At 71.9% G+C, this 12,394-nt stretch carries 12 protein-coding genes and 6 tRNA genes; 8 read left to right on the forward strand and 10 right to left on the reverse strand.

The window, feature by feature from the left end; genetic code table 11:
• Nucleotides 1-9 precede the first annotated feature (9 nt).
• The 4 genes from ACFVWU_RS25120 to ACFVWU_RS25135 all read right to left on the reverse strand — a co-directional run bounded on the left by ACFVWU_RS25120 (nt 10) and on the right by ACFVWU_RS25135 (nt 4,523).
• On the reverse strand, nt 10-570 hold the full coding sequence (locus tag ACFVWU_RS25120) for an HIT family protein (RefSeq protein ID WP_387625009.1): 561 nt from the start codon (nt 568-570) through the stop codon (nt 10-12).
• Nucleotides 571-651: 81 nt separating this feature from the next.
• Nucleotides 652-2,631 carry a threonine--tRNA ligase gene (thrS, locus tag ACFVWU_RS25125; protein WP_387625011.1) on the reverse strand — a complete coding sequence of 660 codons (1,980 nt, stop codon included), beginning with the start codon at nt 2,629-2,631 and terminating at the stop codon, nt 652-654.
• Nucleotides 2,632-2,769: 138 nt separating this feature from the next.
• A complete protein-coding gene (locus tag ACFVWU_RS25130; RefSeq protein WP_387625013.1) occupies nt 2,770-3,936 on the reverse strand; it encodes a hypothetical protein in 1,167 nt (388 codons plus the stop codon).
• A 32-nt stretch (nt 3,937-3,968) separates the two neighbouring features.
• A complete protein-coding gene (locus ACFVWU_RS25135; RefSeq protein ID WP_387625015.1) occupies nt 3,969-4,523 on the reverse strand; it encodes a DUF4365 domain-containing protein in 555 nt (184 codons plus the stop codon).
• A 167-nt stretch (nt 4,524-4,690) separates the two neighbouring features.
• On the opposite strand from ACFVWU_RS25135, the gene ACFVWU_RS25140 reads away from it, so the two are divergent.
• Entirely contained in the window at nt 4,691-5,458 is a 768-nt protein-coding gene (locus ACFVWU_RS25140) for an exonuclease domain-containing protein (RefSeq protein WP_387625017.1), read from the forward strand.
• A gap of 68 nt (nt 5,459-5,526) precedes the next feature.
• On the opposite strand, the gene ACFVWU_RS25145 is transcribed toward ACFVWU_RS25140, so the two are convergent.
• Together ACFVWU_RS25145 and ACFVWU_RS25150 are read right to left on the reverse strand one after the other, a co-directional pair.
• A tRNA-Val gene (locus ACFVWU_RS25145) sits at nt 5,527-5,598 on the reverse strand.
• Between the two features lie 210 nt (nt 5,599-5,808).
• A tRNA-Val gene (locus tag ACFVWU_RS25150) sits at nt 5,809-5,880 on the reverse strand.
• A gap of 437 nt (nt 5,881-6,317) precedes the next feature.
• Between ACFVWU_RS25150 and ACFVWU_RS25155 the strand changes: the two genes are divergently transcribed.
• The gene (locus tag ACFVWU_RS25155) at nt 6,318-6,731 is read left to right on the forward strand and encodes an SsgA family sporulation/cell division regulator (RefSeq protein WP_030056266.1); all 414 of its coding nucleotides are present in this window, start codon (nt 6,318-6,320) and stop codon (nt 6,729-6,731) included.
• 425 nt (nt 6,732-7,156) lie between these two features.
• Nucleotides 7,157-7,726, forward strand: coding sequence for a CGNR zinc finger domain-containing protein (locus ACFVWU_RS25160; protein WP_387625019.1), 570 nt, complete (start codon nt 7,157-7,159; stop codon nt 7,724-7,726).
• Nucleotides 7,727-7,740: 14 nt separating this feature from the next.
• Here ACFVWU_RS25160 and ACFVWU_RS25165 read toward each other — a convergent pair whose 3' ends face one another.
• Nucleotides 7,741-8,202 carry a hypothetical protein gene (locus ACFVWU_RS25165; RefSeq protein ID WP_387625021.1) on the reverse strand — a complete coding sequence of 154 codons (462 nt, stop codon included), beginning with the start codon at nt 8,200-8,202 and terminating at the stop codon, nt 7,741-7,743.
• Between the two features lie 104 nt (nt 8,203-8,306).
• Between ACFVWU_RS25165 and ACFVWU_RS25170 the strand changes: the two genes are divergently transcribed.
• Entirely contained in the window at nt 8,307-8,807 is a 501-nt protein-coding gene (locus ACFVWU_RS25170) for a DsbA family protein (protein WP_387625023.1), read from the forward strand.
• A gap of 15 nt (nt 8,808-8,822) precedes the next feature.
• On the opposite strand, the gene ACFVWU_RS25175 is transcribed toward ACFVWU_RS25170, so the two are convergent.
• From ACFVWU_RS25175 to ACFVWU_RS25185, 3 genes are all read right to left on the reverse strand, one after another.
• Nucleotides 8,823-9,668: a GNAT family N-acetyltransferase gene (locus ACFVWU_RS25175; RefSeq protein ID WP_387625025.1), complete on the reverse strand. Its 846-nt coding sequence runs from the start codon at nt 9,666-9,668 to the stop codon at nt 8,823-8,825.
• Between the two features lie 66 nt (nt 9,669-9,734).
• Nucleotides 9,735-10,565, reverse strand: coding sequence for an aminotransferase class IV (locus ACFVWU_RS25180; RefSeq protein WP_387625027.1), 831 nt, complete (start codon nt 10,563-10,565; stop codon nt 9,735-9,737).
• Nucleotides 10,566-10,595: 30 nt separating this feature from the next.
• Nucleotides 10,596-11,657 (reverse strand): chorismate-binding protein, encoded by a 1,062-nt coding sequence (locus ACFVWU_RS25185; protein ID WP_387625029.1) that lies wholly within the window; start codon nt 11,655-11,657, stop codon nt 10,596-10,598.
• A 322-nt stretch (nt 11,658-11,979) separates the two neighbouring features.
• On the opposite strand from ACFVWU_RS25185, the gene ACFVWU_RS25190 reads away from it, so the two are divergent.
• The 4 genes from ACFVWU_RS25190 (at nt 11,980) to ACFVWU_RS25205 (ending at nt 12,385) form a co-directional block, all read left to right on the forward strand.
• Nucleotides 11,980-12,052, forward strand: a tRNA-Gly gene (locus ACFVWU_RS25190).
• A gap of 40 nt (nt 12,053-12,092) precedes the next feature.
• A tRNA-Cys gene (locus ACFVWU_RS25195) sits at nt 12,093-12,166 on the forward strand.
• Between the two features lie 34 nt (nt 12,167-12,200).
• A tRNA-Val gene (locus ACFVWU_RS25200) sits at nt 12,201-12,272 on the forward strand.
• A gap of 41 nt (nt 12,273-12,313) precedes the next feature.
• Nucleotides 12,314-12,385: transfer RNA gene (locus ACFVWU_RS25205), tRNA-Val, on the forward strand.
• Nucleotides 12,386-12,394: the final 9 nt, after the last annotated feature.

The following is a 12,394-nucleotide window of genomic DNA, read 5'->3' on the forward strand; positions in this document are numbered from 1 at the left end:
GCGCCCGGCTCAGCCCTGCGGCCAGGCCTCGGCCAGCATCTTGCGGGTGTCCGCCAGCAGCTGCGGCAGCACCTTGGTGTGGCCGACCACCGGCATGAAGTTGGTGTCGCCGCCCCAGCGCGGCACCACGTGCTGGTGCAGGTGCGCCGCGATCCCGGCCCCGGCCGCCGCGCCCTGGTTCATCCCGATGTTGAACCCGTGCGCCCCGGAGGCCGCCCGCAGCGCGGTCATCGCCTTCTTGGTGAAGTCGGCCAGCTCGGCCGTCTCCGCCTCGTCCAGGTCGGTGTAGTCGGCCACGTGCCGGTACGGGACCACCATCAGGTGCCCACCGTTGTACGGGTACAGGTTCAGCACCGCGAACACGGAGCTCCCCCGGGCGATGACGAGCCCGTCCTCGTCGCTCAGCGACGGGATCGAGCAGAACGGGCAACCGTCGTCCGGAGCCGGGCCGGTGGGCTTGTTCTCACCCTGGATGTACGCCATCCGATGGGGGGTCCACAGGCGGCGGAAGCCGTCCGGCTCACCGACGCCCCGCTGCAGTTCCGGCTCAGTCGTCATGCTGATCAGCATATTCGCCCAACGGTGGTTGCAAAGCCGCGCGGGGCAGACTCTTCAAGAGCCTGCCCCGCGCGTGACGGTCCGACTACGGCGTCACACCTGGATGCGGTTCTTCACCGCGTCCACGATCTCCTGGACCGCGTCCGCCAGCGGAACGCCGTTCTTCTGCTCGCCGTTGCGGTAGCGGAAGGACACCGCGCCCGCCTCGACGTCGTCGTTGCCGGCGATCAGCATGAACGGGACCTTGGTCTTCTGGGCGTTGCGGATCTTCTTCTGCATGCGGTCGTCCGAGGTGTCCACCTCGACCCGGATCCCGTGCTTCTTGAGCTCGGCCGCGACCTCCAGCAGGTACGGCACGTGCTCGTCGGTGATCGGGATGCCGGTCACGGTGACCGGGGCCAGCCACGGCGGCATGGCACCGGCGTAGTGCTCCAGCAGCACCGCGAAGAAGCGCTCGATCGAACCGAACAGCGCGCGGTGGATCATGACCGGCCGCTGACGCGAACCGTCCGCCGCGGTGTACTCCAGGTCGAAGCGCTCGGGCAGGTTGAAGTCGAGCTGGATGGTCGACATCTGCCAGGTACGGCCGATGGCGTCCTTCGCCTGCACCGAGATCTTCGGACCGTAGAAGGCCGCGCCACCCGGGTCCGGCACCAGCGGCAGGCCCTGCTTCTCGGCCACGGCGGCGAGGACGCGGGTGGCCTCCTCCCAGGTCTCGTCGCTGCCGACGTACTTCACCGGGTCCTTGGTCGACAGCTCCAGGTAGAAGTCGGTCAGACCGTAGTCACGAAGGAGGTTGAGGACGAACGTCAGCGTCGAGTCGAGCTCGTCCGCCATCTGCTCACGGGTGCAGTAGATGTGGGCGTCGTCCTGGGTGAAGCCGCGGGCACGGGTCAGGCCGTGCACCACACCCGACTTCTCGTACCGGTACACCGTCCCGAACTCGAAGAGGCGCAGCGGCAGTTCACGGTACGAGCGGCCGCGCGCGTCGAAGATCAGGTTGTGCATCGGGCAGTTCATCGGCTTGAGGTAGTAGTCCACGCCCTCGTCGAGCTGCATGGGCGGGTACATGCCGTCCGCGTACCAGTCGAGGTGGCCGCTCTTCTCGAAGAGCTTCCCCTTGGTGGCGTGCGGGGTGTAGACGAACTCGTAGCCCTCTTCCTCGTGCCGCTTGCGCGAGTAGTCCTCCATGGCGCGGCGGATGATGCCGCCCTTGGGGTGGAAGACGGCGAGGCCGGAGCCGATCTCCTCGGGGATGGAAAAGAGGTCGAGCTCGTTGCCGAGCTTGCGGTGGTCGCGCTTCTCGGCCTCGACCAGGAAGTCCAGGTGGGCCTTCAGCTCGTCCTTGGTCGGCCAGGCGGTGCCGTAGATGCGCTGCAGCATCGGGTTCTTCTCGCTGCCGCGCCAGTAGGCGGCCGCGTTGCGCATCAGCTTGAACGCCGGGATGTGGCGGGTGCTGGGCAGGTGCGGGCCGCGGCAGAGGTCGCCCCAGCACTGCTCGCCGCTCTTGGCGTCCAGGTTGTCGTAGATGGTCAGCTCGCCGGCGCCGACCTCGACGTCGGCGCCCTCGCCGGCGGTGGCGGCGGAGCCCTTGAGGCCGATCAGCTCCAGCTTGTACGGCTCGGCGCCCAGCTCCTCGCGGGCGGCCTCGTCGGTGACCACGCGGCGGGAGAACTTCTGTCCGCGCTTGATGATCTCCTGCATCTTCTTCTCGATGGCCTTGAGGTCATCGGGGTGGAAGGGCTTCTCGACGTCGAAGTCGTAGTAGAAGCCGTCCTTGACCGGCGGGCCGATGCCGAGCTTGGCCTCGGGGTAGAGCTGCTGCACGGCCTGGGCCATCACGTGCGCGGTGGAGTGGCGCAGGATGTCGAGGCCGTCCTTGCTGCCGATCGCGACCGGCTCGACCTCGTCGCCGTCCTGGAGGACGTAGGCGAGGTCCTTGAGCTGGCCGCCGACGCGGGCGGCGATGATCGAGCGGTCGTCGGCGAAGAGCTCCGCGGCCGTAGTGCCCGTCGTCACCACGCGCTCTTCCCGATCGGGTTCGCGGCTGATGATTACCCGGACGTCCGTCACCGGTCTCTCCTGACGTGCTGGATTCAGAGGACGCAACACTGCGCTGCGCGTGACGATGGTACCGAGAGCGTCACCCGCACCGTGAACTCAGGACCTGTCTCATGGGCCCTTGCCGGGCGCGCGCCCAAGGGGCAGGCCCTACGCCCCCTCCCCTCCGTCCTGGAGCCCCTTCAGCAGTTGCTCGCGGTCGCCCTCGTCCCAGCCGCACAGCTCCAGGCCGTGCGGCCGGGTCAGCCGGCGGAAGCCGTCGCGGCGCTCCAGGCGGCCGGAGACCCGGACCGGGACGCCGGAGAGGTGGGCTTCGGCGGCGAGCCGGTAGTCGGGGTCGGGCAGGCGCAGCTTGAGTTCGCGGACCTCGGCGCCGCCCAGCACCCGCAGTCGGACCGAGCCGGGCCCGGACGGGTCGGCGCGCTTGAGCCGGACGACCACGCCGACCACGGTGACGTCGACGGCGGGCTCGATGCGCTCCAGCAGCTCGGCGGCCTCGGCCAGGGCGGGCAGGTCGCCGGGTGAGAAGTCGAGGTCGATCCGGCGGTCCCCGAAGCCGCCCGGGATCCCGGCGGCGGGCGACCAGGCGACGGTGAGCCGGGCGGCGGTCGCGCCGCGCACCAGGTCCTCGACGGACTGGACGAGTTCGCGGCTGACCCCGGACCTGACGGCGTTCTCGAAGGCCTCGGGCCCGCCGCTGACCCGGCGGTAGTCGACGGCCTCGCGCAGCGCCTCCAGGGCCCGGACCAGAGTGGTGACGGCGGCCCGGCCCTCGGGGGCGGGGGTGTAGGCGGTGAGGGCGGCGCCCTGGTCGACGACGCCCTGCTCGACGACCAGGACGCGGTCCAGGAAGTCCCCGGCGAGGCCGTCCAGCCGGGCGCCGAAGTAGGCGGCCGTGGTCCGGCCGGCCTTGGCCCCGGCGGCGAGCATGGTGCGCGCTGCCCGCTGGAGCCGCTCGGCGTCGTCCCAGGGGGTGGCGTCGGCGGGGCCGGGCCGTTCGCGGCGCCAGCGCAGTTCGTCGCCGGGGACGGCGAGGGCGAGCAGGATCGAGCGGGCGGAGGGGGTGCGGGAGCGGGAGAGGGCGGTGACGGCGTCGGTGAGGAGGTCGACGGCGTCGTCGAAGCCGTCCCCGGCGGGGACGAGCAGGCTGGTGCCGGGTTCGTCGTCCGGCGGGGTCCAGCGTCCGTACCGGGCGGCGGGGCCACCGCGTCGGACCCAGCCGTGCCGGGCGAGCAGGGTGGTCAGCACCGCCGGGTCGACGGTGGCCGGGTCGGGCAGGGCCTGGGACGGGTCGTCCGGTCCGTGCGGCAGGGTCATGGGTCCAGTTCCTCGCTGCCGGGGCCGGGCGGTCACGGGCTGTCGCCCGCGCCGACCCGGGCCATGATGTCGCAGAGCGCGCGGTCGTCGAAGACCTTGTCGGTGGGCACCCGGACGTTGGTGCGCCGTTGTCCGGTGACCGGGTGGCCGGCCAGGTTGACCCAGTAGCAGCAGTGCCGCAGCTCCAGGGCGTCCGGGCGGGCCCGGAGCCAGTGGTCGACCCGGCGCGGCAGCAGCATCACGACCAGGATGCGCGGGACGGCGACCCGGGCGCGGGCGAGCTTGCGCAGGTGGTCGTTGTCCAGGGTGAAGCTGAAGAACGGCCCGGCCGGGTCGGGCGCGATCTGCTGGGTGGCCTTGAGCTGGATCTTGATGGTGACCTCGTCGTCCACCTCGTGCGCCCGGGACCCGTGGCTGACCTGCCAGTCGATGCCGTTGTCCGGGAACGGTTGGGAGAGCGAGCAGCCGGCCGCGGCGGCGACCGCGTGCAGATAGCCGACCTGCAGCGTCTCCATGCAGGCGGTGACCGCGAGGTTCCCCCGCAGTGCGGCCGCCGCCCCGTCTGGCTGCGGCTGTGTCAGTGCCATCGCCCCGTGGCCTCCCCCGGCTCCGGGTCCGTCCGGATTCGGACGGACCGGTCAATAGAACGGGCCAGTCCTGGGCAGGATCCCCGGTCGGGCCTGGGCCAAACGGGTTGAGCGGGCGTCAGAACCGGGTATCACCAGGGCGCGGAACGCACGTCTGAGGGGCAGTCATGCAGAAGCACTGGTACACCGGCCCACTCGCCTCCTTCGACACCGAGACCACCGGCGTGGACGTCGAGCACGACCGGATCGTCTCGGCCGCGCTGGTCGTCCAGCTCTCCCCGGGCGCACCGGCGCAGACCATCACCTGGCTCGCCGATCCGGGAGTGCCGATCCCGGACGGCGCCCGCGCGGTGCACGGCATCACCGACGAGCGGGTCCGGGCGTACGGCCGTCCGGCCCGCACGGTGGTGGCGGAGGTCACCCGCGCGCTGGCGGCGCAGGCGCGGGCCGGGCATCCGGTGGTGGTGATGAACGCGCCCTACGATCTGACGCTGCTGGACCGGGAGTTGCGCCGCCACCACGGGCTGACGCTGACCGACGGGCTGGACGGCGCCGGGCTGGTGGTGCTGGATCCGCGGGTGCTCGACAAGCACGTGGACCGCTACCGCAAGGGTCGCCGGACCTTGACCGACCTGTGCGCGCACTACGGCGTCGATCTCGCCGGGGCGCACGACGCGGCGGCGGACGCGACGGCGGCGCTCTCGCTGACCCGGCGCATAGGCGCCCGCTACCCGGCGGCGCTGGGCGGGCTGACGGCGGCGGAGCTGCACCTGCGGCAGGCGGTCTGGCACGCGGCTCAGGCGCGCGGGCTGCAGAGCTGGTTCGACCGCTCGGGGACGCCGGAGCGGGTGGACCTGTCCTGGCCGCTGCGGCCGGCTCGGTGCGGCTGCGGCCGCCGGTTGGAGCCCGAACACCGCTGCGAGGCGGCGGCATAGCGGGTGGCGGTCCCGAACGCGCCGCAGGCCCTGACCGGTTTCCTGGTCAGGGCCTGCGTGCTGTCCGGTGGGCGATACTGGGATCGAACCAGTGACCCCTTCGGTGTGAACGAAGTGCTCTCCCGCTGAGCTAATCGCCCGGGCAACGAGAAGAACCATAGCACCATTCGGGGGTGGTCGTACAACTCGCCCCTTCCCGGCCGGGCTGGCACATCCGCAGAACTCGCGCTCCGAGCGGAAGATGACTGAGCCTCAGCCGGATTACCCACGGCGCTTCAGGCGGATTCCGGAAATACATGTGAGGCCCGGCCGATAATCGGCCGGGCCTCACATATCACAATGCATTCCGGTGGGCGATACTGGGATCGAACCAGTGACCCCTTCGGTGTGAACGAAGTGCTCTCCCGCTGAGCTAATCGCCCGGGTGCAGGGAAAACATTACCGCATCCCGGAGGGTGCTCCGACCACCCTCTCGGCGGAGCCCCCGCCCCAGGACGCCCGGCCGCCGTACGCCCGACCGGGTGCCGGGCCCGCCCCGGCCCCGGCCCGCCGCTTCTCTCCCGGACCTCCCGACCACCCGCCCGACTCGTCGGGCATGACCGCATCACCCGCTCCCCTGTTCCCGACCCGCCTCGGCGCTTCGTACAGGCCGAGTACATGCCGACCCGGAAACCGGCCGAGAAGAACCGCCGGTAATGCCCCGGGCGGGTACTCCGTGACGATTCCGCAATGCGCCGTAAGGGGTACGACTCGCGCCCGAATCGGGACAGAGGGGTTTACATCGGTCTTGGGGGTGGGATGGTCCGTTCGCCGACGTGCGATTCCCCGAGCGCACACTGAGCGAAAGGCCATGGCGCTTATGAACACCACGGTCAGCTGCGAGCTGCACCTGCGCCTCATCGTGTCCAGCGAGTCCTCACTGCCCGTCCCCGCGGGCCTGCGCTACGACACCGCCGACCCCTACGCCGTGCACGCCACGTTCCACACGGGCGCCGACGAGACCGTGGAGTGGGTGTTCGCCCGAGATCTCCTCGCGGAGGGGCTGCACCGACCCACTGGTACCGGCGACGTCCGGGTGTGGCCGTCGCGTAGCCACGGGCAAGGGGTGGTCTGCATCGCACTGAGCTCTCCGGAAGGAGAAGCCCTGCTGGAGGCCCCGGCCCGGGCGCTTGAGTCGTTCCTCAAGCGGACGGACGCCGCGGTGCCCCCCGGCACCGAACACCGTCACTTCGACCTCGACCGGGAGCTGTCCCACATCCTCGCCGAAAGCTGACCCCGACCGGAGGCGGTCCAGCCCCACTGTCCGTGGGGCGACACCCCCTGCCGTCATCGCAGCCGTCCTACTCGGGGGCACGGCCGCGGACTCAGCCGCGCACGACGCGGCCTCGGGGCCGGTGAAAGCCCCGCTCCCAGCGGAGCGGGGCCACAGCACCGCAGGCGCCCGGCAGCGGAGCCGGCCACTCGTACGGGTGGTCGGCCTCGCTGTCGGGTGCCGTCGTCTTCCCGGGGCCGTCCGGGCTCGTACACCGCGGTCCGGACACCGGGGCCATGCCCGGACAGCGCCCGCTTTGGGACACTCTGACGGAATCCGTACAGGCCTTCGAACAAACGCACCGCCCTTCTGCCGCAAGGGCCGGTATGGTCTGGGGTAACCGTGGACGCGGGGTACCGGAGTCCCCCTGCGCGAGGAGCCCCAACGTGCTGATCACCCATGACACCGAGTGCGCGCTGAGCATCCTCGTGGATCTGCTCAACACCGCTCCCGAGGTGTGCGGCGACGAGCGGCTGCCGGACATCGCCGCGCTGGACGCCTTCGTGGTCCGCCAGGAGATCAGCGAGATCGACTCGCTGACCGAGGACGACCTGCGGCGGGTGCACGAGCTGCGGACCCGGCTGCGCGAGGTGTTCGGGACGGAGTCCACCGCCGAGGCCGCCGAGCTGGTCAACGCGATCGTCGCGGCCGCCGGGACGACGCCCCGGCTGGTCAACCACGACCACCACGACTGGCACATCCACTACTTCGCCCCGCACGCCGCGCTCGGCGACCACCTCGCGGCCGAGCTGGGCATGGCGCTGACGTTCATCCTCATGGCGGGCGAGCGGGAGCGGCTGCGCCGGTGCGAGGCGCCGGACTGCGCCCGGGTCTTCGTGGACCTCTCCCGGAACCGCTCGCGGCGCTACTGCGACAGCCGCACCTGCGGCAACCGGCTGCACGTCGCCGCCTACCGGGCGCGGCAGCGCTCGGCGGAGACCGTCGCCTCCGCCTGACGCTCCGGGCCTGCTCAGATTCCGCGCTTGCGGAGGATCTCCTCGATGTCGGCGAAGTCGCCGAGGCCGTCGTCCCGCTTGCCCGCCGCCGGCTTCTTCGACGCCTTGGACGCCGGGGCCACCGCCGGACGCTCGGGGGCCGGGCCGGCCGCAGCCGGACGCTCCGGCGCACCCTCCACGGCGCTACGGCGGCCCACCCAGCGGGTGGTGACCAGCAGGACGGCGGAGACGCCGAGCAGCACGACGCCGGTCCACACCCGGGGGTCGAAGACCAGCTTGGCCGCCCAGTCGGCGAACTCCCGGCCGATCGTGCCGGCCAGCGGGAACAGGCCGGTCAGGTAGAGCCCGGCGGGCAGCAGGGCCACCGCGAACCAGCGGGTCGCCGAGCGGAAGCGCCGCCGCCACGCCCGTAGGCCCGCGACCGCCACTGCGCCGGCCGTGAGGAGGAAGCTGATCGCCGCGGTCAGCACGGGCACGCCTGTTCGCTTGCGGTCGTCCTGGTCATCGGTGCCTCCCTGTCGGTCCGGCCTCGGGCGCACCACCGGCGGGGGCGGGCACCCACTAGTGGAACACTGGGGGAATGATCGATGGTTCCCTTCCCCGCCTCGAGTTCTGGTGCGACCTCCAGTGCCCGGACTGCCGCACCGCGCTGGACGACGTACGGGCGCTGCGCGCGCAGTACGGCGAGGCGCTGCCCGTGGAGGTGCGGCACTTCCCGCTGGAGAAGCACAAGCACGCCTACGCCGCCGCGGAGGCGGCCGAGGAGGCGTTCGCCCAGGGGCTGGGGTGGCCGTTCGTGGAGGCGGTGCTGGCCCGGGTCGAGGAGCTGGACGCGGGCGGGCAGCAGGTGCTGCTGGAGGTGGCCCGGGAGGTCGGGGCGGACGTCGAGGAGGTCGACACCGCACTCATCGACGGTCGGCACATGCTGACCGTGGACTCCGACCAGGCCGAGGGCAAGGCGATCGGGGTCAAGGGCACGCCGACGTACGTGATCGGCGGCAAGCGGCTGGACGGCGGGCAGAGCCAGGAGGGGCTGCGGGAGGAGATCATCGCCGTCATCGAGGCGGCGAAGGCGCCCTGACGTCCCGTCAACTCCTCACAGCGGCTTGCCGTAGCACCGGTTGACGACCCGGTAGCCGAGCGAGTCGTAGAGCCGGACGGCGACCTCGTTGCCGGAGAAGACGTTGAGGCCGAGCTCGCGCACCCCGGCGGCCAGGCACTCACGCTCGGCGAGCAGCATCAGGGTGCGACCGTGTCCCCGGCCCCGGTGGGCCGGGGACACCTCCACGACCATCACCCAGGCGAGCGGTGCGCCGTCCGGCAGCTCCCGCAGGTTCAGCTCCACCCAGAGCGAGCCGAGCGGCTCCGGCGAACCGTCGGCGCCGTACAGGCGGCGCAGGGCCGCGCCGGGGCTGTCGGCACCCTGCGGGAACACGTTCCGGTGGTCCAGCCGCGACTTGGCCCGGGCCTGCTCCTCAGTGAGCCCGGAGTCCATGAGCGAGGCGACGTAGCCCTCCGCCGCCCCGTCGAGCCAGGCCGGGAACTCCGCGGCGCCAATCGGGCGTACGGTGACGCCGGCGGGCAGGGCGGGGGCGGCGGCCAGGCTCTTGCCCAGGTTCCGCATCCGCTCGGTGTAGCCGAGGGTGAGGGCGAGCCCGCGGGCGATCGGGGCCCACTCGGGGACGTTGACGTCCACCCGGGTGCAGCCCCAGCTGCGCAGCACCTCCTCCGCGGCCAGCGCGCCGAACGTGCCGCGGCCCCGACCGCGACCCTCGAAGATCTCCAACTCCGATATCTCGCCCCAGAGTTGGCTACCGTGCCGGGTCGAGGTGGTGCGCAGTGCACCGACCGGGCGGCCGTTCGCCAGGATCCGCCAGCGTCTGGTGCGGCCGCCGACGACGGTGGGTGTCTCCGGGCCCTCGGGGCGCAGCGTGGTGGTCATGTGGTCCTCCCTTCCCCTCGCCGGGAAGGTTATCCGCGCTGCGCGTCGCCGCAGCCCGTGCGGAGATCACGGGTCGAGGTCGTCACCGCTGCGCTCGGCGAAGACGGCCATCGCCTTGGCGGCGACCGGGCCGGTGCCGGGCAGTTCTCGGTCGTCGACGCGGGTGACGGCCTGGACGTCGCGGGTGGTGGAGGTCAGGAAGATCTCCTCGGCGTCCTGGAGGGCGCTGAGCGGGAGGTCCGCCTCCTCGGCGCCGCACCAGTCGATGACCAGCTGCCGGGTGATACCGGCCAGGCAGCCGGAGGCGAGGGTGGGGGTGAGCAGGCGGCCGCCGAGGACCACGAAGACGTTGGAGCCGGTGCCCTCGCAGAGCCGGCCGGCGGTGTTGGCGAACAGGGCCTCGGAGGCGCCGGCGCGGTGGGCGGCAGCCAGGGCGACCACGTTCTCGGCGTACGAGGTGGTCTTGAGGCCGGCGACGGCGCTGTGCTCGTTGCGGCGCCAGGGAACGACGGCGACGGCGGTCTCGTCGGGGCGGCGGTTGATGGCGCCGAGGGCGACCACGAGGGTGGGGCTGGCGGTGCCGCGCTCGGAGCCGAGCGGGGAGTTGCCGCCGGTGTAGGTGACCCGCAGGCGGCCGAGCGGGGCGGGGTTGGCTTCGAGGACCTGGGCGCAGGCCTCGCGGACCACGTCGTGGTCGGGGTCGGGCAGGCCGAGGCCGCGGGCGGAGCGGGTGAGCCGGTCGAGGTGGCGGGTGAGCGCGAAGGCCTGGCCGTCGACGGCCTTCATGGTCTCGAACACGCCGTCGCCGGTGGTGAGTCCGTGGTCGAGGACGGACAGGGCGGCGTCGGCGGAGTCGACGAGCGTCCCGTTGACCCAGCTCGTGGTGCGGTCGTGCATCGAGAACTGCTCCTAGGCGGCGGGTGGGGACTACGCCCCGGTCGGGTCGATTGCGCTGCCCGACGCTATCGCGACCAGCCGGGCGGCCTTCAGTTCGGTTTCGTCCCACTCGCGCTCGGGGTCGGAGCCCCAGGTGATGCCGGCGCCGGTGCCGAAGCGCAGGACGGGCGCCTGCGGGTCCTGCCGGTCGAGCCAGAAGGTGCGGATGCCGACGGCGAGTTCGCCCTCGCCGCGGTCGGCGTCGACCCAGCCGACGGCGCCGCAGTAGGGACCGCGCGGGGCCGTCTCCAGGGCCTCGATGATCCGTAGAGCGCTGGACTTGGGGGCGCCGGTGACCGAACCGGGCGGGAAGGTGGCGGCGAGGAGCTCGGGCCAGCCGTCGCCCTCGCGCAGGGTGCCCTCGACGGTGGAGACCAGGTGGACCAGGCCGGGGTGCTTCTCGACGGCGCACAGGTCGGGGACGGTGACCGTGCCGGTCTCGCAGACGCGGCCGAGGTCGTTGCGGACCAGGTCGACGATCATCACGTTCTCGGCGTGGTCCTTGTCGAGGAGGTCCGCCTCGGTGCGGCCGGTGCCCTTGATCGGGCCGGAGGAGACGGTGCGGCCGGTGCGGCGCAGGTAGAGCTCCGGGGAGGCGGTGGCGATCTCGACGCCGTGCTCGGGCAGCCGGATGGTGCCGGCGTAGGGGGCGGGGTTGCCGTGGGCGAGCAGGCCGGTGAGGGCGTCGATGTCGCTGAGGCCGGGGTCGGGCAGCGGTGCGGACATCACCCGGCAGAGGTTGGCCTGGTAGACCTCGCCGGCGGCGATGTGCTCGCGGATGCGGCGTACGCCCGCGGTGTAGGCGGCGCGGTCCAGGGAGCTGTGCCAGCTGCCGGCGTCCGGGCCGCGCCAGCCGGCGCCGGAGGGCGGGGCGGGGGCGGGGCGGACCTCGTCGAAGCGGGCGCAGGTGAGTCGGCCCTCGAAGTCGTAGGCGACGGCCCAGTACCCGGAGGAGTCGAGCGCGGCCGGGTCCGAGGTGACGTCGCGCAGTCCGGTGGCCAGGCGGCCGCCGAAGCGGGCGAGCGGGGTGCGGGGGTCGGGGTGGCCGGACACGGTTCTCCTGCGCGGTGGTGCTGGGGGTGGCGGTGCCTGAAGTCTAGGCCGGGGGGCGCGCGCCTGGTCGGGCTCGCGCCCCCGCGTACGAGCAGCTGTATGCGTCACGCGGGTGTGCGTCGGATGGCCTGCGGATGATCGTCCGGAAGCGCCGCAGGTGGCGGCCGGTGACCCCTCGGGACGACTGACGGGACGGCACGCGGAGGGCATCCCCTCGGCACGCTGCGGGAACGGATTTTTAGCTGGCCCAGGAATCCGCTAGAGTTCAACACGTCGCCGGGGAGCGCAGCCGAAGAAAAGCGGTGAAGATCCCGGGAGACAGGCGGACGTGGCTCAGTTGGTAGAGCATCACCTTGCCAAGGTGAGGGTCGCGAGTTCGAATCTCGTCGTCCGCTCGATGGAGAACAGTGTAAGATCGTTCTTCATGTGTTGCCTGGTGGAGTGGCCGAGAGGCGAGGCAACGGCCTGCAAAGCCGTGTACACGGGTTCAAATCCCGTCTCCACCTCCAAGAGGATCACCCGGTTCCACCGGGAGACCTCCCCGCGCGATTAGCTCAGCGGGAGAGCACTACCTTGACACGGTAGGGGTCACTGGTTCAATCCCAGTATCGCGCACGTCGGATCCTTCGGGGTCTGCTGCGGGACCGCCTCATCAGGCGCGATTAGCTCAGCGGGAGAGCACTACCTTGACACGGTAGGGGTCACTGGTTCAATCCCAGTATCGCGCACAGTAACGG

The sequence above is a fragment of the Kitasatospora sp. NPDC058190 genome (assembly GCF_042883685.1).
Lineage (GTDB): Bacteria > Actinomycetota > Actinomycetes > Streptomycetales > Streptomycetaceae > Kitasatospora.